At 62.1% G+C, this 22,120-nt stretch carries 19 protein-coding genes; 3 read left to right on the top strand and 16 right to left on the bottom strand.

Features of this window, described 5'->3' with window-relative positions:
- Window positions 1–119 precede the first annotated feature (119 nt).
- Complete coding sequence (locus tag AC5WEY_RS01500; protein WP_495644399.1) at window positions 120–1,895, top strand: DUF4012 domain-containing protein; 1,776 nt, start codon at window positions 120–122, stop codon at window positions 1,893–1,895.
- Between the two features lie 967 nt (window positions 1,896–2,862).
- Here the strand turns inward: AC5WEY_RS01500 and AC5WEY_RS01505 are convergent.
- The 5 genes from AC5WEY_RS01505 to AC5WEY_RS01525 form a co-directional block, all read right to left on the bottom strand.
- Window positions 2,863–4,482: a tyrosine-protein kinase domain-containing protein gene (locus AC5WEY_RS01505; RefSeq protein ID WP_495644400.1), complete on the bottom strand. Its 1,620-nt coding sequence runs from the start codon at window positions 4,480–4,482 to the stop codon at window positions 2,863–2,865.
- A gap of 353 nt (window positions 4,483–4,835) precedes the next feature.
- Window positions 4,836–5,546, bottom strand: coding sequence for an SGNH/GDSL hydrolase family protein (locus AC5WEY_RS01510; protein WP_495644401.1), 711 nt, complete (start codon window positions 5,544–5,546; stop codon window positions 4,836–4,838).
- Window positions 5,533–6,636 (bottom strand): glycosyltransferase, encoded by a 1,104-nt coding sequence (locus AC5WEY_RS01515; protein WP_495644402.1) that lies wholly within the window; start codon window positions 6,634–6,636, stop codon window positions 5,533–5,535. Before AC5WEY_RS01515 ends, AC5WEY_RS01510 begins: the two co-directional genes overlap by 14 nt.
- A gap of 3 nt (window positions 6,637–6,639) precedes the next feature.
- On the bottom strand, window positions 6,640–7,173 hold the full coding sequence (locus AC5WEY_RS01520; protein ID WP_495644403.1) for a DapH/DapD/GlmU-related protein: 534 nt from the start codon (window positions 7,171–7,173) through the stop codon (window positions 6,640–6,642).
- On the bottom strand, window positions 7,170–7,766 hold the full coding sequence (locus AC5WEY_RS01525; RefSeq protein WP_495644404.1) for an LbetaH domain-containing protein: 597 nt from the start codon (window positions 7,764–7,766) through the stop codon (window positions 7,170–7,172). The genes AC5WEY_RS01520 and AC5WEY_RS01525 overlap by 4 nt, the downstream gene beginning before the upstream one ends.
- A gap of 54 nt (window positions 7,767–7,820) precedes the next feature.
- Here AC5WEY_RS01525 and AC5WEY_RS01530 point away from each other — a divergent pair, with 54 nt between their 5' ends.
- On the top strand, window positions 7,821–8,894 hold the full coding sequence (locus AC5WEY_RS01530; protein ID WP_495644405.1) for a cellulase family glycosylhydrolase: 1,074 nt from the start codon (window positions 7,821–7,823) through the stop codon (window positions 8,892–8,894).
- Here AC5WEY_RS01530 and AC5WEY_RS01535 read toward each other — a convergent pair.
- From AC5WEY_RS01535 to AC5WEY_RS01565, 7 genes are all read right to left on the bottom strand, one after another.
- Window positions 8,846–10,111, bottom strand: a complete 1,266-nt coding sequence (locus AC5WEY_RS01535) for a glycosyltransferase family 4 protein (protein WP_495644406.1) — start codon at window positions 10,109–10,111, stop codon at window positions 8,846–8,848. The two genes, AC5WEY_RS01530 and AC5WEY_RS01535, sit on opposite strands and share 49 nt — an antisense overlap.
- Window positions 10,111–10,629, bottom strand: a complete 519-nt coding sequence (locus AC5WEY_RS01540) for an acyltransferase (RefSeq protein ID WP_495644407.1) — start codon at window positions 10,627–10,629, stop codon at window positions 10,111–10,113. Before AC5WEY_RS01540 ends, AC5WEY_RS01535 begins: the two co-directional genes overlap by 1 nt.
- On the bottom strand, window positions 10,626–12,011 hold the full coding sequence (locus AC5WEY_RS01545) for a lipopolysaccharide biosynthesis protein (RefSeq protein WP_495644408.1): 1,386 nt from the start codon (window positions 12,009–12,011) through the stop codon (window positions 10,626–10,628). Before AC5WEY_RS01545 ends, AC5WEY_RS01540 begins: the two co-directional genes overlap by 4 nt.
- A 29-nt stretch (window positions 12,012–12,040) precedes the next feature.
- Window positions 12,041–12,844 carry a glycosyltransferase gene (locus AC5WEY_RS01550; protein ID WP_495644409.1) on the bottom strand — a complete coding sequence of 268 codons (804 nt, stop codon included), beginning with the start codon at window positions 12,842–12,844 and terminating at the stop codon, window positions 12,041–12,043.
- Window positions 12,834–13,742, bottom strand: coding sequence for a glycosyltransferase family 2 protein (locus tag AC5WEY_RS01555; RefSeq protein WP_495644410.1), 909 nt, complete (start codon window positions 13,740–13,742; stop codon window positions 12,834–12,836). Before AC5WEY_RS01555 ends, AC5WEY_RS01550 begins: the two co-directional genes overlap by 11 nt.
- Window positions 13,739–15,187 carry a hypothetical protein gene (locus AC5WEY_RS01560; protein WP_495644411.1) on the bottom strand — a complete coding sequence of 483 codons (1,449 nt, stop codon included), beginning with the start codon at window positions 15,185–15,187 and terminating at the stop codon, window positions 13,739–13,741. Before AC5WEY_RS01560 ends, AC5WEY_RS01555 begins: the two co-directional genes overlap by 4 nt.
- A 227-nt stretch (window positions 15,188–15,414) precedes the next feature.
- The gene (locus AC5WEY_RS01565; protein WP_495644412.1) at window positions 15,415–15,963 is read right to left on the bottom strand and encodes an acyltransferase; all 549 of its coding nucleotides are present in this window, start codon (window positions 15,961–15,963) and stop codon (window positions 15,415–15,417) included.
- A 241-nt stretch (window positions 15,964–16,204) separates the two neighbouring features.
- Here AC5WEY_RS01565 and AC5WEY_RS01570 point away from each other — a divergent pair, with 241 nt between their 5' ends.
- On the top strand, window positions 16,205–18,352 hold the full coding sequence (locus tag AC5WEY_RS01570; RefSeq protein ID WP_495644413.1) for an acyltransferase family protein: 2,148 nt from the start codon (window positions 16,205–16,207) through the stop codon (window positions 18,350–18,352).
- A gap of 36 nt (window positions 18,353–18,388) precedes the next feature.
- Here the strand turns inward: AC5WEY_RS01570 and AC5WEY_RS01575 are convergent, their stop codons facing one another.
- The 4 genes from AC5WEY_RS01575 to rfbA all read right to left on the bottom strand — a co-directional run bounded on the left by AC5WEY_RS01575 (window position 18,389) and on the right by rfbA (window position 22,049).
- Window positions 18,389–19,366 carry a GDP-L-fucose synthase family protein gene (locus AC5WEY_RS01575; protein WP_495644414.1) on the bottom strand — a complete coding sequence of 326 codons (978 nt, stop codon included), beginning with the start codon at window positions 19,364–19,366 and terminating at the stop codon, window positions 18,389–18,391.
- The gene (gmd, locus tag AC5WEY_RS01580; protein WP_495644415.1) at window positions 19,363–20,385 is read right to left on the bottom strand and encodes a GDP-mannose 4,6-dehydratase; all 1,023 of its coding nucleotides are present in this window, start codon (window positions 20,383–20,385) and stop codon (window positions 19,363–19,365) included. The genes AC5WEY_RS01575 and gmd overlap by 4 nt, the downstream gene beginning before the upstream one ends.
- 195 nt (window positions 20,386–20,580) lie before the next feature.
- Entirely contained in the window at window positions 20,581–21,180 is a 600-nt protein-coding gene (locus tag AC5WEY_RS01585; RefSeq protein ID WP_495644416.1) for a dTDP-4-dehydrorhamnose 3,5-epimerase family protein, read from the bottom strand.
- Window positions 21,177–22,049, bottom strand: coding sequence for a glucose-1-phosphate thymidylyltransferase RfbA (gene rfbA, locus AC5WEY_RS01590; protein ID WP_495644417.1), 873 nt, complete (start codon window positions 22,047–22,049; stop codon window positions 21,177–21,179). Before rfbA ends, AC5WEY_RS01585 begins: the two co-directional genes overlap by 4 nt.
- Window positions 22,050–22,120 lie beyond the last annotated feature (71 nt).

Below are 22,120 nucleotides of genomic sequence, written 5' to 3' on the forward strand. Positions count from 1 at the left end.
ACAAACTAGTCGACCGGGTGTGAATGCTCTACCTGGATCGAACGACAGGTACGCCAGATCGGCCACTCCCCTTTAGGCTGTGCACTCGAATACATTCCTCGACCGAGAGGCCACCGACGATGGCAACCACTTCCACCGATTCCCGCGGTCGGAAATCGGGTAGAAAGCGGCCGATTCTCATCACGGTGGGGGTATTCCTGGTCATTGTCATTGCTTTTGTGGTGTGGCTTGGTTACGAGTCCTATTCCGCGCAGTCGAGTTTGACCGCCACTCGCGACTCGGCCACCCAGGCCAAGGACGCGTTGCTCGACGGCGATTCGGCCGGAGCCGAGGCAGCAGCGGCGCGCGCGGCCGAATCCGCTGACGATGCGGTCTCGGCGACGACGTCCATCCCGTTTTCCATCGCGAAAGCCGTTCCGTATCTCGGTAGCCCCTTGAAGTCGGTAGCGCAGATCAGCGATGTGGTGCAGGGCTTGGCCGTGGACGTGCTCACCCCCGCGTCGGCAGCGGGTGCCAGCCTGAATCCGAGCAGTCTCGTCGAGGGCGGCGGCAAGGTGGACACCGCTGCCCTGCGCGATGCGCAACCGGTACTGCAGCAAACCTCGGCAGCGGCCGACGAGCTGAGCGAGCAGGCCCAGCAGGTGGATGAGCCCGCCTTCCTCGGCGTAGTGGACGAGGCCCGCACGTCATTGATCGATCAGACGCACGAACTCGCGAATCTGCTCACCAACACCCGCATCGCGAGCGAATTGCTGCCGTCGATGCTCGGCGACAACGGCCCGCGCAGTTACTTTCTCGCATTCCAGACCAACGCGGAGGCTCGGGGAACCGGAGGGCTGCTCGGTGGCTACGGCATCATTCGGGCCGAGAACGGCACTGCCCGCGTCGACACCCTCGGTGCCAACAACGAACTCGAATTCGCGGAACAGCCGATCGATCTTGGGCCCGAGTACAACGCTTTGTGGGCTCCGCGAAACACCACCACCGACTTCCGCAACTCGAATGCGAGCCCGCACTTTCCGTACGCCGGCCAGATCTGGTCGTCGATGTGGACAGAGCAGACCGGGGAGGTGCTCAACGGCACCATTGCCACCGATCCGATTGCGTTGAGCTACATCCTCGGTGCCACGGGCCCGGTCACGCTGGCCGACGGCGAGCAAATCACCGCCGACAACGTCGTCGAAACAACCCTCAGCACGGCATATGCCAGGTTCGGCGACGACCAGTTGGCTCGCAAGGCGTATCTGCAGGAGATCGCCGCGGCCGTGGTGCAGAAGATGACCACGGGTGCCGCACCCACCCGGGCTCTGCTCGACGCGGTGGGCCGTGCCGGCAGTGAGGGCCGCATCTCGGTGTGGAGCGCAGACCCGGCCGAGCAGGCAATTCTGGCCGGCACCAAGGTGGGTCACGTGTTGCCGGACAGCCCGGCCCCGTACGCCAACGTGGTGGTCAACAACGCCGGCGGCAACAAGCTCGATTACTACCTCACCCGCGACATCAAATACTCGGCTGAATCCTGCACGGCAGGTACCCGCAAGTCGACGGTGACGGCCACGCTCACCAACAACGTGGATCCGAACGGCCTGACGCCTTACGTGGCGAGCACATTCCAGCCGACGGCGGAGTACGGCACCAACGAGTCGATCGTCTACCTGTACGGCACTCAGGGCGCGAAGATCACGTCCATGAAGGTCAACGGCATCACGGGATTCTCCATCCAGGCCGGAACCGAGCTGGGCCGACCGGTTCAGGCTGCTTACCTCACCATTCCGCCGGGCAAGTCGCAGACGGTGACGTGGGAACTCGAGGAGCCTTCGGCTCCGGGCGAGGCGACGGTGCCGGTGCAGCCGTTGGTGGATGAGCCGACGGTGAGCATCGACGTTCCGCAGTGCTGAAGATCGGCGTTTTCGTCACAGTCGGCGAGACGGTAGTGCGGTTGCCACAAGACTGACCTACAGTCTCGTTTCGTGATCGGAAAAAGACGCAACGACGAGATAAGCCCTCCAGACCAAACACATCCATTTCTTTGGATTGTGTTGGCAATTCTCATAATTGCCGTTGTCGCACTGTTCGTCCTCACCGAGTACGAGGGTCGGTTCTGACGACCGGTAGCGCGACCCGGAAGACGGGCCGACCCCAGAGCCGTTAAAGGACAACAATTTAGCCGGCTGGCATCGAGGGTCGGCCTCGGATGGCCCCCGTTGTCTCCACCGCGGCCACTACGACCGAAAGTCCGCGTCCGATGCAACCTGCCATTCGTTCGAATGAGCTTCCAACAGCGCCCTGCCCGGAGAAGCAGTCTAACGGCGCGTACCTCGCGTTATGTGCCCACTCGGTCGAGTGAAGTCGGACCCATCCGCATAGTGATCGGTCACGAATACGAGCCATGATCGTCGTGATTCTTCGACTCCTCGCCACCCTTACAGGTCGGCCTACACCCGTGGGCGAGTGCAGCAGCTGCGCCGCCTGCAACTGGACCCGCGACTGAACGACGCCGCGTCTCGAGAACGCTGCGGCGTGCTTCGCCGTCCGTACGGCTGCGTCGGTGGCGTCTAAGCGTGCGCGCGAGGTGGCCCCCCCGCGGTCGTAGGGGTGGCAGTCTTACGTTCGGAAGAGGCATCAGAGCGGCGATCGAGTGCGCCGTGCGCGTCAGCCAGAGTGGCGCATAACGTTTGTCGAGTAACTCTTCCGAGCGGCGAATCGAGCCTGAAATGAGCTGTAACAGCTCACGTTCGACGCGCACAAGTGCCAGTACAGATTCTGAACGTCTCGACGGTAGTACTCCTTGGGCGATGACCCCTCGTAAAATAGCCATTTCTACAAGCAGACAGCCGAAGCCCAACTGGTCCGGCCTTCAGACGATTACTTGCGCAGTCTCGGGTTTTCGGTGCCATTTCTGGGCAGAGTCTCCGGCCGATCGGATCGGGGGTAGTTCTCGGATTCCCGCGTTGACACGGGCGTCCTCGGACCCGCAGCAGGCGATGCAGACGCCGACCGAGGGGAAGACTGCCGCGACGGCGGGGCATGCACCGGTGCGGGAGTGGGCGGGGCAACCGGCGCCAGTGACGCGGCAGGTGCCTGAGGGGCAGGGGCAGGCACCGGCGGTGTCACCTGCTTGGGCAGGTTGGTATCGGCGGTGTAGTTGTACGAGTAGCTGTACATGTCACCCTTCTTCGAGGGCGTGAGCGCCAGCACCACGCCGAGGACGTGAGCGCCGATCGTTTCCAAATTGCCGATGGACCTGGACAATTCGTTGCTCTTGGTGTGCCCGTAGCGGGTGACCAGGAGGGCACCGTCGGCATGGGTCGTCAACACGGCCGAGTCGGTCACCGGCAACAGCGGCGCGCCGTCGACGATGACGTAGTCGAACTTCGAGCGCAGTTCCACCAGCATGGCGCGAGACGCTTCCGAACCCAGCAGCTCGGACGGGTTCGGCGGTATGGGACCGGACGCCATGGCTTGCAGACCCTCGTACTTGGTCGGCTGCAGTACTTCGTCGACCTTGGCCTGCCCGGCAAGGACTGTGCTCAGACCGACCGAACCGATGAGGCCCATGTACTTCGAGATTCGAGGACGACGCAGATCGCCTTCGACGAGGACGACGTGGTGGCCGGCTTCGGCGAGCGAGATCGCCAAGTTCAGCGCAGTGGTCGTCTTGCCTTCACTCGGAATCGCACTGGTGACGACGATGACGCGCGGCGGGTGATCGACTTCGAGGAACTGCAGGTTGGTGCGAAGCTCACGGAAAGCTTCGGCGCTGGCCGACTGCGTGAGGTCTTGGAAGTCGACGGCCGGATGCGCCTTGCGTTCCTTGTCGAACGGAATGGTGCCGACGAGCGCCTTGCCGGAGATCGACTCGATTTCGCGACGATTCTTGATCGTGTTGTCCAAACGGTCCCGCAACACCGCCAGTGCGATACCGAGCAGCAGGCCCACGGCCGCACCCAGGGCGAGGTTGCGCTTGGTCTTGGGGCTGACCGGCGTCGACGATGCATCGGCCTGCTGGAAGGTCTTCACACCAGCCGACGGGGTTCCGCCGTCCTCCGGAGTCTCCAGGTCACGGACCTGAGACGTCAGCTCAGAGGCCATCGCGTTGGCAATGTCACGAGCACGAGCGGGAGAGGAATCGGTGACCGTGATGTCGAACAGAACGGTATCCGGAGTCGACGATGCTTTGACCTTCGCGGCCAGCTGTGACGGCGTCAGACCGAGCGGCAGCACATCGAGAACTCGAGCAGCCAGCGCTTCGCTGGTGACCAACTCGGAGTAAGACGCCACACGTTGCTGCGAGAACAGGTTGCCCTGGTAGGTCTCGCTCACCGATGTTCCACCCGACGTGGAGACGAACATTCTGGCGCTCGACTCGTACATCGGTGTGGTCAGAAGGGATGCACCCAAGGCCCCGAGGATCGCTACGACCACGGTGACGGCGATGATGATCCACCGCGCCTTCAGGATTTTCAGGTAATCCTGTATCTCCATGCTTCGAGCTCCTCGTCCGTTCGCACAACCCGCAACGTACAACTGCGTGGCTCAATCGTTACATAGGTATATGGATTCCGTGCAACGGATGAGAAGGCCCGCCGTTTCAGTCAATTCATTAGTTGGAATCATGAGCACAATCAAGCAAATGTCCCGTTGTGAAGATTCACGGCCCTCACACAACCCGATTTGCGTCAATTGAATCCACCCCGCGCAAGGGATCGATCCATACGTCCCACCGATGTTCGTCGTGACGGTAGACGGCGACCCGGCAACCGGGAAAGTCGAGGTGATTCTCGACACTTCGGCGCTCCGATTCGAACTCACTTGCAATCCGCTCCGGAGCGATTGGGCTACTTCAACGCCTGTTCGACCGCCGCCGCAATGGCGGCGTGCCCCTCGTCGCCGACGTGCACACCATCGGGATCGAGCATGCTCTCCTCGACCACGTCCGGATCTGTCAGTGATACGAACTCTCCGCCGATCGCGTTCACTGCATCGCGCACCACGCCCTCGTAGGCAGTGACGAACGGCGGCACTGCGCCCGCCGAAGAAGGGCCGACGGCGATGATCCTCGCGGTGGGTAACCCCGTGCGAAGTGTGCCCATGGTGTCGTAGATCGCGTTGACGATATCGGTGGGGTCCCGGACGAATTGATCGAAGTCGTTGGTACCACCGGCCACAACGACGACGGGCGGGTTCAGCGTCACCGCGTAGCCGGCCATCTCCTCGAAACTGCCACATCGTTCGGCCCCGCATCCCGGTGCCGCGAGTGCATATCCCGTCGAACCGATTCCGATGTTCTCCTCCGTCCATAGCTTGTTCGAGGAGACGAGCGTGGTCCACCGACGACCGAGATCGCTTGCGCCTGCACCTGAAACGTACGAATCTCCGATGAAGACGGCAGTCGGGCCGCCGTTGGCAGGCGGAACGAACGGCGTAGAGAATGTATCGGACAGTCCTTCTTCGGTGCGCGTCGTGTCGTATCGCAGGCCGACGAACACGACACCGCCCACGACGACGATCGACAGCAACGTCGCGAGAACCGCTCTACCTCGAAACATGCTGCGCCGCTTCTCGATAACGCTCGTCGAGTTCTCGGGCCACGGCCTCGGTACCGAATTCGCTGAGCGCCGCTACCCGACCCCGCCTGCCCATCTCGATACGTAGGTCCGCATCGTCGAGCAAACGGCGAACGGCGTCGACGAGGGGCGTCAGCGCACCACCCGGTACCACGATCCCGCAGCCGATGCGCACGATGTCGGGCGCGAGACCGCAGCTGTCGGTTACCACCACGGGCAGCCCCACCGCCATGGCTTCCAACACGGACATCGGGTACGGCTCGTCGACCGAAGGCAGTACGTAGACACTGGCCGCCCGCATGCGATCCGCGGTCTTCGCGGGGGGACACGGTCCCTCCCAGCGAATCCTTGGCCCGGTCCGCTGCGATACCGCGTCCCCGGCCCCCGCGTCCGGACCGACGATCGCGAACGTCACCGAATCATTTTCGTGGACAAGATTTTCCGCCATGTCCACGAAGAGATCGACACGCTTGCGAGGATGCAAGCGCGCCAGGAAAAGCACTTCGAGATCGGCACTCGGAGGTTTTTCCGCCAGCGCGGGGACGCCGTTGATCAGTTTCGACAACGTCATCTGCGGGCCCGCGACCGAGATCAGGTCGGCCCGCTCACGGTCGGTGAGGTACAGGACGGCGGCCGCTCGGCGCAACGCAGACCGAGTGACCAGCGCATCGAGCGGGGCGGCAAGAATCTTGTCGCTTGCATCGATCATCCCGTGGGTCTGCACCACCGTCGCCACTCCCCGCATTCGGCACAGCCGAGCGGCAGGAAGCGTCACCAGATCACGAGCAAGGTGAATGTGGGCGACATCGAACGTTGCGGCTCTGCCGGCAATCCAACGAAGCATGCCAGGTGCGACAAGGCCGGCAAATCCGCTGTGCGGAATCACTCGTCGCGGCCGGAACAGCTCGATACCAACAGCACCCGAGCTCGGAGACGGGCCGGCTCCCGCCGCGACGACGGTGATTTCGTGACCCAGGCCGACGAGCGCGTCGGCTTGGTTGAGAGCCACCCGTGCGGGGCCGCCATAAGCACCGTCCTCGGAGATCAGTGTCACGACGTGCAGGATTCGCATCGTTCACTCCGATCTTCGGGCGGCGGGTGCGAGCACAGTCACGCCGTCGTCGACGTCGGTGGTCACCAGCGCCGTTGCGCCGATTGTCACGTCGTTGCCGATGGTGACACCGCGCAGCACGGTCGCTCGGGCCGCGAGCCACGCTCTGTCACCGATACGGATGGGTGCGTTGTCGAACTCGAAGGTCCTCGACCGTCGATCGTGACTGCCCGTGCAGAGCAGGACACCCTGGGAGATACAGGTGTTCGCGCCGATGGACACCGGCTCGAGATTGAGAATCCACGCGTCCTCACCGACCCACGAATTGTCGCCGACAGTCAGCTTCCACGGCCAGTGGATGCGTACGCGATGGCGAATCAAGACACCGACGCCGATCTGCGCGCCGAACATTCGGAAGATTCGCAACCGAACCGAATTCGGGCACCACCAGTGCGAGACCACGAGACTCGACGCAAGCATCCACAGCACTTGGACGTGGAACGGTCTGCCTTTGTCGTATCCCGCTCCGGTGAAACCTGCGAGCGATCGATCGGTCACGTCCGCTTCCTGAGTGGCTGCGCCAGCGGTGCCGCCATGACGGTGCCCGGTGGCACGTCCTTGACCACGACTGCGTTGGCACCGATGGTCACGCCGTCACCGAGCACGATCGGTCCTGCGACGACGGCTCCGGCCGCCACCATGACGTCGTCACCGATGGTGGGTCGCCCCTTCGGCGAATAGCCGACCGAGGCGTGTTGGTTCACCCAGAAGTTTCTCCCGATCGAGGTAGCCGAGACCATGATTCCGTTGCCGTGATGCAGGAAGATCCCGGGGCCGATGGAATTCGATTCGAGAAGGATCGTCCGGTCGGGTCGATAGATCTTTTTCAGAACGATCCGTACCAGCAGTGGACTCGGCCGCATCCGAAAATGAACGACGTTTCGGAATTCGTGCAGGGCACCCGCGAGATATGCGAAGCGCGAATACGGGTCCAACGGGACGAGCGCGTCGTTTCCGATGCACTCGATCCACCGGTCCACATCTGCCCGCACCAACTGCTCGTTTCCCGATGCCTGCACGCCCCACCACAACGGCCGCGCCCAGATGCGAGCCAGCCGGATCAGAACGGACTTCTTCGCGGTGTACGGCATGCGTGCAAATCTATGGTCGCGCAGCCGTGGTGTCCACCCGTCATAATGCATCGTATGGCCGTGCGACACAGATGGGTTCCGCTGGCATTCGTGCTGATCTTCGTCGCGTCGTGCACGACGACAAGCGTTGAGGTCGAACGAAGCCCGGAACCGGGCCCCAGTCCCGTTTCGTCGTGGGATGCAGTGCGCGTTGCCAGTAACGTCGCCAGCATCGGTATGCCCGGGTCCGATGTTCGGCGTGACATCGACTCCGTTGCCGACACCGGTTTCACGGGAATCAGGTTGCTGCTCAAATGGTCCGATATCGAGAGCATCGAGGGCACGATGGATTGGAGTCGATCCGATGCGGAGATCGAGTGGGCCACCGAACGCAACCTCGCAGTGCTCGGCGTTCTGACCTGGGCGCCCACATGGGCGGTGCCACCCGCATACGCACTGGTCTCGCACCCTGCGCCGACATCAGCGGAGCGATTTGCCGAATTTGCCTCTGCTGCAGCAGCTCGCTATCGCGACAAGATCACGGCCTGGGAGGTGTGGAACGAGCCGAACGTCGCGGCCAGCTACGGCCCGAGCGTCAACCCCGAGCAGTACTGCGCCGTTCTCACCTCGAGCTCCGAGGCTATCCGGGCCGCAGCACCTGGCGCACTGGTCATCACCGGACCGACCTCGCCCGCAATCGATTCCACCAACGATCTGTCTCCTGCGACGTTCGTCGATGCCCTTTACAGATGTGCGGGAGCCCGCTCCTTCGATGCAGTCTCGATGCATCCATACAGCAGCCCGCACCTCTTGAGTGAGCCGACCGCAGCATGGTCCTCGGCCAACGAGATCACCGCCGTCCGCACCGTCATGGAGCGCCATGGGGATACGGAAAAGCGGATCTGGTTCACCGAGTTCGGCGCGCCCACAGGCATTTCCGGACCGGGAGTAGACGAGCAGCGTCAGGCCGACATTTTGGTCGACGGCATTTCGACGCTCGCGCAGCTACCCTACGCGGGACCGGTGTTCGTCTTCGACTTCCGAGATTCGATGACGGGAAGTACAGTGCCGGATTACAACTACGGTCTGGTACGGACGGATTACACCCCCAAGCGAGCGCTCGATGCGGTACGCGCCCTCGTGGGGTGAGCGGCGGCCAGCGTGTGCACCCACTTCTCGAACCTGTCCATCGCAACGGCACGAGACATGTTGTGCTGCAAATACCGATTCCCCGACCGGACCAGCTGCGCGGATTTCTCGGGGTCGGCGGCCAGGGCCATCACGCCGTCCACAAGGCCCGCCGGATCCGCGGGGTCCACGCGTATCCCGGCACCGGCCGATCGCACCTCCTGATCGGTGACGCTACCGGCTGCTGTGGCCGCCAGAACGGGACTGCCGCTTCCGAAGTACGCAGTGAGTTTGCTGGGGACTGCCATCTCCGAAACCTCGGGCCGCTCGTTGAGGAGCAGAACATCCGCAGCGTCCAGTGCCGCGCGAAACTCTTTCTCGGGCAAGGACCGTACGAAGGTCAAGCACGCGATGCCCGCGCCCAGTTCTTCGAGCATTTCTCGCTGATTTCCGTCTCCCATCAGGACGAACTTGACGGGTCCACCCCTACGGTCCGATTCCCGCGCTGCTTCGACGACGTTCTCGAGGCCCTGCTTGAGCCCCATGTTTCCGGAGTGCAGTGCGATCACCGAGTCTCGTGACCACCCCAACAGATCGCGCGCGTGCTCACGGCTCATCGAGGGCTGATATGGCATGTGCGTCCAGTTCGGGATGACGCTGAGTTTACTTTCAGCGACCCGCAGAACATCATGTGCGTAGTCTGCGAACCGTTGATGGATCACCGCTACCCCGTCCGCAGTACGAAGAATCCCGGATTCGAGATTGGTTGTCGCACTAGCACTGGACCCGTGCATCGTGCCTGTCTCGATGACCCCGCGACTGTAGAGATCTTGCACCCACACCCCCAGTGCCGGGCGGAACGGCTGTGCCTTGAGTCGGGCCATCACCAAGCCGGTGGACACCAGCGCGGGTGACACGCATACCACCACGTCCGAGGCTGGAATTCGGCCACGCGCTACCCTGCTGCCGAACGACAGCTCGAGATGAGCACGCTGTGTGACGGTCATACTGCCCGGAACGTAATGGCGATGCCGCGTGACGTGCACACCGTCGACCATCTCCTCGATGGTCGGACCGGCATAGCGCGGATCGGGGGCCCACTGCGGATAGTGCGGGAAGCCGGTGACAACGTGGATGTCGTAGCCACGTTCCGAGAGACCTTCCGCGACATCCGCGGTGTAGGGCGCGATCCCGGTGACTTCGGGCTTGTAGTTGAGGCCGATCAGAGTGATACGCATCAGCGTCTCCGTTTCCGTACTTCGAATTCCGACCGCCTCTTGTCCCACAGCTCGTCGGTCGTACAGATCCGGCGAGCAGGATTGCCTGCCACCACATCTCCCGGTGCGATCGACTGCGTCACCACGGACCCGGCACCGATGATGACGTCGTCGCCGACAACAACACCGGGCATGATGACCGTTCCCAGTCCGACGAATGCTCGGGCACCGATCGACACCGGTGCCCGGCGATACAGTTCCTCGTCGGAGGGAAGTTCTCCACGCGCTTCTGCCACTCGGTCGAGAGAGAAGTCGTGGGTGAGTATTTTGACGGCGTCCGACACAACGCAGCGGTCACCGAACGTAATCGAGCCGGGGCCCGAATTGTCGAGAAACACCGAGGACGAGATCCACAGCGGTCTACCCTCGACCGAGACGCCGGCACGCCTGAGCAACTTGACCACGACGGTCATATACGCGTTCTGGTCGATCCTGTTGAGGGTGCGCAACAGCGGAAGCAACTTTGCGATGTCGATCATGAGATCCTCGATGCGGCAGTGAGTTCGATCGTCGCAGGAGCGGCACTCTCGTCGTTGCCGCGTTGCCGTACCAGCCTGGGGACCCAGGCGATATCGGGGATGAACTGGCACAGGAGCACGGCACCTGCGGTGACCAAGACAACTCCCGCGGCACCCGTCGTCGGTGCCACCGCAATGGCCGCGACAGTGGTGACCACAGCCATGGCGGCGAGGCATCCCGCCTGCCACCGCGCCTCCGTAGGCTTGGTCAGCAACATGCCGGAGGGCAGGTGAAGGCACTGAGCAACGAGCAGGACCGCGAAGGCCCCGGCGAGAACCGACGGTATGTCGATCGTGTCGCCCGAGAGCACATCTGCGAGCCACGGACTGAGCAGGACCAGCGGGATTGCCGCAACCGCAGCCACCACTCCGAATCCCAGGGTGGACGTAAGCCAGAGGCTGACGGTTTGTGCTGCCGCAGTGCGGCGTTTGACGAATATCGGCCAGAATGCCAGCGCCGCTGTCGAGAACACCGACCAGCACAGCCCGTACAGCTGTGCCATCAGCGCGTACCGACTCAATTCGAGAGGAGTGGACAGGTGCGAGAGCACGATTCGCTGGGCTTGAAGACCGAATGGTATGCCGACGCTGACGACGAAGAGCCACAGCGATCCCTCGAGCAAACCCTTGGCGGGTATCGCCACTACCGCTCCTCGGAAAACCGCCACCCCAAGTCCCGAAACTCTGAGCGCTAGAACGGTACCCATGATGTTGCCGAGCAAAGCACCGATGAGCGGCGGCAAGACGTACCAGATGCCGCGGACTCCCCCTGCATACATTCCTGCCGTGACCAGCAATGCGAACAGCGAATTACTCACCATCACCACGACGATCAGCTGTGCGCGGTCTACACCGATCAGGATGCGCAATCCCAAACCCGCCGGAATGGTCACACCGAACAGCGCTACCGCGACCGTGATGGCGAGCCTGTCGTCAGGACCTGTGGTGGTTCCGATGAGCATGCCCCACCCGTCGAACATCATCACCGCGACGGCCACACCTGCGACGACGAACGACACCCGCGCCAGGATTCGGTACGCACGACGGATCACCGCGAGCGCGTAATCGTCGTTGATGGGGTCCCGTGACCTCGAAGTCGCACTCGTCACCACGGCTCCGATACCGAGATCGGCGAAGGGCAACAGCAGTCCGACTGTGGCAACCAAGGCCACCACACCATAGGCCGCGGGACCGGTCGCCCGAATGACGAGGCCCGCACTCACCAGTCCGGCCACGGCGACGACGGGTGTGCCGACGATTCGGAACACGGTACTGAGGATAACGGCCCTACGTTCGATGCTGTCCAGTCCAGCGCCGGTGTCGACGACATCATCGTCGTCCATCTCGCTCGGTATACGGTGACGCCCGGCCATCACCGACCACCTAACCGTGTCCGGCGCGAGAGCACCGACCGCGCGAGCTGCTTCGATCGCGCCGAATACTCGATCATGCGTGACGCCAGGTTCGTGAAGTCCCTACGCCCCAATGGGTAGAACCCGGTCACATCCCACGCACTCCTGATGTCCGCGAAGTGATCACGTTGTGGGCGAACGCTTCCCGCGCCTCCCGCGTCGAAGTTGCACAGCACGGCGTCGATGACGATCGGCTGCTCGAGTCGAGCCGCCTCCAGCATGAACAGGTGGTCTGCAGCGAGTCCGAAGTTCACGTCATAATTGCCGACGCGTCGGAGCAGATCCGTGCCGAACAGCACCGCCTGATGTGGGATCGGGCGAATGCCGAAGGCGAAGTTTCGCATCTCGAAAGGGCTGTACCCCCATTCGATGCCCTCGCGTCCCGGGTCGCCGACAATGCGGGCGCGGCCGTATCCCCAGCGATCACGTACGGATCCGGCTGCACCTAGGGCGGTCATTCCGGTCGCCGCGGAATCCGGATCGGCGAAGCAATCGCCGGAGTGCATCAGCCACACCACATCTCCGGTGGCGCGTTCGATCCCCTGATTCATGGCGTCGTAGCGTCCACCATCTGCTCGAGACTGCCAGTACGACGGCTGTGCGTCGGCGAGCAACCTCTCGACGACGGGGCCGGATCCGCCGTCTATGACGATGTGTTCGAGCGGCGCGTACGACTGCGCGGCGACGCTGTCAAGCGTGCGGGCCAGTCCCGCTGGATCGTGGTAACTGATGGTGACCACGCTCAGGGTGGCGTCAATGGGCATGGGACCGTACCTGCCCCATCAGAGTTCTGCCGAACTTCGCCGCGGCGTACACCATCGCAGGCACTCCTGGCCGGCCTTCGGAGAAGCCACTGACGACAGATCGACGGATTCCGTACAAAGACTGCGCGGACGCCGCCGCAGTGACCGCACTGAACAAGAAGTAGTCTCCGCGGACACGCGCGCTGGCGTCCCGGAGGTGTTCTCGCCCCCATTCGATGTACTGATCCGACACGTCCATCGAACTGCGCGATACCGAGTTCTCGCTGATGTTGTAGATCGAGAAGCATTCCGGCACGTGACGAATGGTCAGATCGGGAACACGGTGCTGCAGCTCCATCAGCCATCCAGGTTCGTCGTGGATGGAGTCCGGCGCGAAATTGAGGGGCACCTCGAGCGCGAGCGACCGGGGAAAGCACAACGTACTGCTTTGCAGCATCGCGTCACCGACGGTGAAGCGATGCAGGGTGAACAGGTAGTCGGCCACCGACTGCCTCTCCCCGATAAGGGTTCTGGGCCAGATCTTCTCACGGTGCCCTTGCTCCCGGACGGCACACTTGCAGGTGACCACCCAGCGGCTACCGTCCGCTTCCGAGACTTCGGCCAGCTGTCGTTCGAGTTTGTAGGGATGCCACAGGTCGTCGTCATCGAGCAGCGCAATGACGTCGCCGACTGCTTCCTGGATTCCGTATTGGCGCGCATTGGCCCCACCCGATCGTGGACCGGTTCGCACAACGCGGATTCGCTTGTCCACGGGCAGGTTCAAGGGCTCGGTGGTGTCGGCAACGACGACAATCTCGAGTACACCGACGGATTGACTCAATGCACTGTCGACGGCACTGCCGAGGCTCGGCCGACCGATCGTGGGAATTACCACGCTGATACTCGGGTGCGTCTTCATCGTTTCGCCTCCGATGCGTGGCGGCTCCGCGATGCACGGTTGTCCCGTAGAAGACGCATCAGCAGATGTGCGTCCTTTGCGTCGCCATCGTGATGCCGACCGTCCGAACTCACTGCAATGCAACAGCATGCGAGACACGCAAAGACGGCGGGGAGGTTGTACGACCACGGCGAATACAGCAGATCCCAAATGGTCTGCATGCCGAGGTACATCATCAGAGGAGTCCACGGTCCCGCGGAATCCGCGACGAAGATCAAGCGGTAGCAAGCCCACAGGAGCCACAGCGGCAGCAGAAGCGCAAGCACCCCCGCCTCCGCCCATGATCCGAGCAGGATGGAGTGCAGAGAGATCGACCCGTTGCCGAGCTTCCAGGCGTACTCGAAGGGAAACGATCTGTCGAAGCCCACCGTCATTGCGGCGTGCTGCGCCTGCACGTACACCTCGCGGGAGATGTTGTCGGCTTCTCCCCACCCGAGCAGCGGACTGTTCATGATGGCGGTGAGGGAGAGCGGCGGCTCGGTGCGGCCGGCGAGCAACATGGGCACCGAACCGTCCGACTGCATCAGCACCTTCTCGCGCAGTGAGCCGCCCAGCAATCCATCGCGGGCTGCATATTCGAGCGCCCAGGTGAACCCCACGGCGAAAACACCGAGCGTCACCACACGACTCGTCAGCGACAGCGCGCCCCCGCGGTACTTGGAGAGGAGGAGCAGCAAAGCAACCGCGCAGCAGATCACGGCGTGGGATCGGAAGTTCAGGACGAGGCTCACTGCACCGAGGGCCAGCAATGCGACCACGACTGCAGCTGTGCGGATTCGGCACAAGGCCATCAGATAGAGCACCGCAATGGTTGCCGAAGGCGCTACTCCGTACTTCCAGAGGTCGACCACACTGCCGGCCGAGGTGAGGAACGTGCCGATCATTACGTAGAAGAACACCGAGCCGAAGGCGATACCCAGCAGCACCGTGGCAATGCGCTCGATGGAGCCGGCGAGCACCGTGATTCCGCAGAAGTACAACGCGAACGACCCGAAGGCGAAAACGTTGGGCGACAGATAACTGGTGTCGTTGACCCACGCCGACGCGAGGTAGGACGCCGTGCCGATCACCGCAAACACCAGCGGAGTCGCGGTCCTACGTCGAGGGCCCGGAAGCAGATAGGCCAACCCGATTGCCACACACACGACGGAGAATCCAGTGACCGTGAAGTTCATCAGCGGCAGCGCCGACGTGCCACCCAGCACGAAAAGCCAGATTCGCTCCGGGGCTCGGACGACTGTGCCGTCCCGTTGTACCTTACGACCGAACTTCGAGGGACCGGACGCGCGCGTTGGTGCGGCATCCACGGCAGGCTTGGGCTCGGGCGCTTCCCGCAGAAACTGGGCTTCGGGAAACACCGTCGCGTGCAACCGATCGGGACGAATTCGATGGTAAGCCAGGCTCATCGGCACAAATCCCATCCAATCCCCCGAGGTGCCCTTGGGCATTATTTCGGCAGCTTAGCGCGAGATTCAGCCGTGCGCAGTAGATATTCGGTCAGTACAAAAATGCGCCATTTAACACGCGACCATTTCCCGATTAGTGCCGTTTTAACCGAAATTCATCAGCTGAATTCCGCTCAAAACCGGTCGCCCCACACTCTGTCCCCGCGTAAACCGACAGACTACCTGTTTCAGAATTGTTCGTCAGCCACATTAGTTGGTAGACAACGCTTGCGGACGGCCGGGACCCCCGCGTAAAAACCATTGGGTGCGCAGTCAGCGGTGACAACGCTTCCCGAAGCAATGACGCATCCATCGCCGATAACAACACCCGGCATGACCGACACGCGGGCACCGATCCAACAACCGGCACCGATCGAGATGGGCAGGTTCTTCGTCTTGCCCGCACGGTCGAATTCTTCACCGATTTCATGCCCGCACGTAATGAACATGGACTGATAACCGATCCGAGTGTCTCTTCCGATAGTCACTTCCGACCCCAGGTCGAAAAAGCAGCCGTAATTGACGAATGCCCGCTCGCCTACCTTCAGCCCCCGCCAAGCACCCAGAAACACCCCGGCGTTCATCAGAGCTGTGGGGTGGATGTCATGCCCGGTACTGCGCAGCAACATGTTTCGGAGCTTTCGCGGCACTGCGCCACTCGCAATCATTTTGTTCAGAACGACATCGCGAAGCACCTGATCGATCTCACCGAACAGAAGGTTTCGCCGCAGGTTCATCGCGCCAGACTATCGCTACAGAGCCACCATTGGCTGGATGACGAAATATCAAGGGCCAGGCCTGAATAACGGCCAACTTACGGGAGCAGCAGGCGACATTCGTCGACGTACTCGGGAACGAGATTGTTTACCTGGCACGATGGTCTGAACAAGACCTCACAATCGACCAAGGCGGGCTACGATTCGCCGAACAACCGACCTGTCTGTTTCGACTGTGCAGACTCACCGTGAGGACCCGCGGATGACCACGACCCAGCCGTCGACAAGCAAGCGCCGACGCAGACGTCGAGTCACGGCTTCCAGTACACGCGCGGATATTCAAGGTCTCCGGATGGTGGCAGTCCTGCTGGTGATCGTCGACCACCTCTTCGGTTGGCCTCGAGGGGGTTTCATCGGTGTCGACGTGTTCTTGGTCGTGTCCGGCTTTCTCATCACCGGTCTGTTGCTACGGGAATACGACAGGACGGGCTCGATCTCGTTTGCCGGGTTCTATCGTCGCCGAATCCGTCGTATCGTGCCGATTGCAACCCTTGTCCTCGTACTGACCTCTGCCACAGGCGCATTGGTGTACGCATCGAGCCGTGCGGCATCGATAGGGATGGACGCCGTGTGGGCGTTCTTCTTCGCGTCGAATTGGAGATTCGCGATCGAGGGCACCGACTACTTCAACGCGGACGCAGCAATTTCACCCTTGCAGCACTACTGGTCACTGTCGGTCGAGGAGCAGTTCTACTTCGTCTGGCCCGCGTTGATATTCGCCATCGGGTTGCTTGTGGCGCGCCGCTCCTGGTCAGGCAACGTCAAGCGTGTGCTCTCGGCCGCGGTGATGGGGTCGATCGTCGCGGCATCGTTCGTCTGGGCACTCCACGACACCGCGACCGATCAGTCCTGGGCCTACTTCTCCACGTTCACGCGCGTGTGGGAGCTGGGGGTCGGTGCGTTACTGGCCATCGGGGCCGGTTGGACGTCGCACCTCCCGCGAACTGCCCGCGCGCCGTTGGCCTGGCTGGGGCTCAGCGCCATCGGGGTAGGTGCGTTCGTCATCAACGAGTCCGGGGCGTTTCCCGCACCGTTGGCTGCGATCCCCGTGGCCGGCGCGGCGATGGTGATCGCCGCGGGCATCGGAACAGCAACTCCGTTCATCGCTCCACTGACGAACAAGGTCAGCGTGTACATCGGCGACATCTCGTACTCGCTGTACCTGTGGCATTGGCCCATCATCGTGATATTCGGATCGATCATGGACGTGAACGCGTACTACTACGCCACCGTCCTGTTCGCGACGTTCGGTCTCTCCATTGCCTCCTATCACTTCGTGGAAGACCCGATTCGACGATCGAACTTTCTCGAGCCGAAAGCCGTGCGGGCAGAGGCGAGGAGGAAACGTAAGAACCGCCTTGGTAGCAGGGACCATCCTCCGGCTGTTCGGTATGCAGGGCTCGGTGCCCTGACGTTGTTGACGGTCGCTGTGGCGGCCTTCTCACTCAAACCTCTCGACCCTCCGGCTACCCCGCCGGCCAGAGCTGCCACAGACACCGCGATCGCTTCGGAGGAAGTCGCGATGCCCATGGGCCCCGCGCAGTCTGCGTTGGCAGCCGAGATCGATGCTGCGGTGAACGCAACCGAGTGGCCGGCGTTGAGTCCCACCATGGACGAAGCAATCACCGGCGCTCAGGCTCCGGGTGGTATCGCCGAATGTGGACTGGTCGACCGACCCGATCCGTCGGAATGCACATGGGGTACAGCCGACGCGCCGAAGACCATCATGGTTCTCGGCGATTCGATGGCGATGAGCTTCGTACAACCGATCAAGAACTTCGCGGAAGCCAGCGGCGGGCAGTGGAAGGCACGCTCGGAGGCCATGTTCGGCTGCACTTTCGTCGACATGGACGTGAGCACGCAAGATGCCGACACATCCGCAGCGTGCCCATCGCGCAAAGCTGCTGCCATCGCCGCCGTGAACGAGGTGAGGCCCGACGTCGTAGTCATCACCAACCTGCACACCGACATCGCAGCGGAGTTGTGGATCCCCGGGGTGAAGCGGCTGACGGATCAATTTGCAGCGAACGTAGGAAAGATCCTGATCCTGGCGGCTCCCCCAAATGACAAGAAACCCGCGGACTGCTATACCCGGACAAGCAAGCCCGCCGACTGCCTGAGCAGAGTGACGGATATATGGAAGGCTCGATCACGGGCGGATCGCAATCTGGCTTACCGAGTGGGTGGAACCTACATCGACACCCGCAGCCTGTTCTGTACCCCGGACAATTACTGCCCCAGCTTTGTCGGAACCACTCCCATGAAGTCCGATTCTTCGCACATGACCATCGAATACGGCGCGAAGGTGTCCCCGGCGCTCGCCGAACTACTCGGAACGAACGGGGTGTAAAACGAGCAGCGAGCGGCCGACCCCTTCATCGCATGCCTACTGACGTATACGGTCGATGTTCTCCCGATACCATCGAACCGTCGAACCTATGCCCTCGCGCAGCGAGATTGCTGGTTTCCATCCGGACTTCTTCAGCGTCGAGACGTCGAGCAGTTTGCGAGGCGTACCGTCGGGCTTCGATGTGTCCCAGTCGATTCGCCCCGAGTAGCCGACTTCGTCGGCGACCATCTCTGCCACTTCCTTGATGGTCTGATCCTCACCCGTTCCGACGTTGACCTGACTGGGACCGTCGTAGTGGTCCAGCAGATGTAGGCACGCGGAGGCCATGTCGTCCACATGAAGAAACTCTCGCTTGGGAGAACCGCTGCCCCAGTTTGTGACTGCCGCCGTTCCGTCCCGGGCAGCTTGGTCGTATCGGCGTATGAGTGCCGGCAGGACATGCGAACTCTGGGGTGAGAAATTGTCACCGGGGCCGTACAGGTTGGTCGGCATCGCGGATATCCACGGTAGTCCGTACTGCTTACGAACCGACTGGATCTGAAGAATTCCGGCAATCTTCGCGATTGCGTAGGCATCGTTGGTCGGCTCGAGGGGACCGGTGAGGAGGTATTCCTCTTTGATCGGCTGCGCTGCGTGCTTGGGGTAGATGCAGGACGACCCGAGGAACAGGACCCGTTCGACACCGAACTGTAGCGCTGCGTCGAGTACGTTGACCTGCACTTGTAGGTTCGAGGAGATGAAGTCGACGGGATAGGTGCTGTTCGCAAGGATTCCGCCCACTTTGGCTGCTGCAAGTACAAGATTGGCGGGCTTCTTCTGCTCGATGTAGTCGAACACCGCAGTGCGGTCGCGAAGGTCGAGATCGGTCGAGGTTTCGCCGATCAGGTTGGTGAAGCCACGACCTTCGAGGTGCCGCCACACTGCCGACCCGACCAGACCTTTGTGTCCGGCAACATAGAATGTCGCCTCGCGGTCGATCGTTCTCGCTCTCTGTGTGGACTCCAGTGTGCTCATGGCCAGTCCGCCAACGCAGGCGTGTCGATCCAGGGCCGTCCTTCGTGGGCGAGAGCCTCGCAATCCGCATCGACCATGATTCGCGCGAGTTCGGGCGCGTGGACCGATGCTTTCCAGCCCAGCTCTCTTTCTGCTTTGCTTGCGTCTCCGACCAATGCGTCTACTTCGGTGGGACGGAGATAGCGGTCGTCGAATTCGACGTACTGCCGCCAGTCGAGGCCTACATGCTCGAATGCGACCGTCAGGAAGTCTTTCACCGTATAGCTACCGCCGGTGGCGAGCACGTAGTCCTGTGGCCGATCTGCTTGCAGCATCCGCCACATCCCCTCGACGTATTCAGGTGCGTACCCCCAATCGCGGATGGCATCGAGGTTGCCCATGTAGAGCCGGCTCTCGGCTCCCGCTTTGATTCGCGCAACCGCCCGAGTGATCTTGCGCGTCACGAATGTTTCGCCACGCCGCGGCGATTCATGATTGAATAGGATCCCGTTGACCGCGAAGAGTCCATACGCTTCGCGATAGTTCCGAGTTACCCAGTAGGAGTACACCTTCGCCGCTCCGTAAGGAGAGCGTGGGTAGAACAGAGTGTCTTCGTTCTGAGGTGGTGGACTGGCACCGAACATCTCGGAGCTCGACGCCTGGTAGAAGCGGCACTCCACTCCAGCCAGCCTCACCGCTTCGAGAAGTCGGATAGATCCGATTCCTGTTGTGTCACCTGTGTGTTCGGGCTCGTCGAAGCTGACGCGCACGTGTGATTGCGCCGCAAGATTGTAGACCTCGTCGGGACGAATGTCTGCCATGAGCATCAACATTCGCGTGCCGTCGCTGAGGTCCCCATAATGGAGGAACAACTTCGCTTCGGACACGTGCGGGTCAACGTACAGATGCTCGATTCGCAAGGTATTGAAGGTCGACGCACGACGGATCAGACCGTGCACTTCGTATCCCTTGGACAACAAAAGCTCTGCTAAGTAAGAGCCATCCTGACCGGTAATTCCCGTTATGAACGCCTTCTTCATACCTGCTCCATTCGGGCACGCCGAGCATGCTGGGGCAAGCGTACAAGGGGACCGACATTAATGCAGAGGATCAGGCCAGCGCGAAACACACTGTGTAGCTGTGTTTTTCAATGAACCGCGGGCTTAATGCCCGACGCCGACCCGCAATCCAGTATCAGGACTCTTAAGCATCAGCCAATTCGGAGACCGTTCGGTTTACGGACGTCCATCCGCATGAAAGGTGGGGAGGCTTCCGGCGTCGAGAGCCTCGGCGAGGGTGGGGGCGGCTGTGTCCTTGTCGGAGAGCTCGTAGGTCAGGGGTGTGCCGTCCCGGGCGGTGGTGGGCCAGTCGATGCCCAGGGCGGGGTCGAGCGGATTGATGTCACGGTCCAAGGCCGGGGTGTATTCCAACGAGCACAGGTACATGACGGTGGAGTTGTCTTCCAACGACAGGATGGCGTGGCCGAGTCCTTCGGAGAGGAAGACTGCTTTGCGGTCGATGTCGTCGATCAGCACCGAGTCCCACTGCCCGAACGTCGGGGATCCCACGCGTAGGTCGACGATGACGTCGAGGAAGGCCCCGCGGGCGCAGGTGACGTATTTCGCTTGCCCGGGCGGGTTGGTGGTGAAGTGGATCCCGCGCAGCACTCCGGCGGCGGAGACCGAGCAGTTCGCCTGCTTCAACTGCAACGCCCGCCCGGTGGTCTCCTCGAACAGGCTCGCTTTGAACCATTCGAAGAACACGCCGCGGTCGTCGCCGAACTGGCGTGGGGAGTATTCGTAGGCACCGGCGATGCTCAACTCACGAAAGGTCATCGGTTCCCTCGGTCGATCAGATCCAACAGGTAGGTACCGTAGCCGGATTTGACGAGCGTCTCCGCCCGGACGCGCAGTTCGTCGTCGGTGATGAACCCACGCCTCCAGGCAACTTCCTCGGGGGACCCGATCTTCAGGCCCTGGCGTTGTTCGATGGTGCGCACATAGTTCGAGGCGTCGAGGAGCGAATCGAAGGTGCCGGTATCGAGCCAGGCTGTGCCGCGGGGCAGGACCTCGACCTGGAGGCGGCCCGCCTCCAAATAGTGACGGTTGACGTCGGTGATCTCGTATTCCCCGCGGGCGGAGGGCTGCAGGTCGCGGGCGATGGCGATGACGTCGTTGTCGTAGAAGTACAGGCCGGGGACGGCGTAGTTGGATTTCGGTGCGGCGGGCTTTTCTTCCAACGAGATGGCTTTGCGATTCGCATCGAATTCGATGACGCCGTAGGCGGTGGGGTCGGAGACCTCGTAGGCGAAGACGGCTCCGCCGTCGATGGTCTCGAAGCGCGAGAGTTGGGTGCCCAGGCCGGGGCCGTAGAAGATGTTGTCGCCCAACACCAATGCCGCACTGTCGGTACCGATGTGGTCGGCTCCCAGGACGAACGCTTGGGCGAGGCCGTTGGGTTCATGCTGGACCTTGTAGGTCAGGGAGATGCCGAATTGGGAGCCGTCGCCGAGCAGGCGGGTGAATTGGTCGGCGTCCTGGGGGGTGGTGATGATGAGGATCTCGCGGATCCCGGCGAGGATCAGGGTCGAGAGCGGGTAGTAGATCATCGGTTTGTCGTAGACCGGGACCAGCTGTTTGCTGACGCCCATCGTGATCGGATGAAGTCGCGAGCCCGTGCCGCCCGCCAGAATGATTCCCCGCATGGACCCGCAGTCTTCCAGACCCTCCCATCACCCGCTCGATTCAAACATCACACTGTCACTGAACTGACAGC

This window comes from Rhodococcoides sp. S146-33 (genome assembly GCF_059489205.1).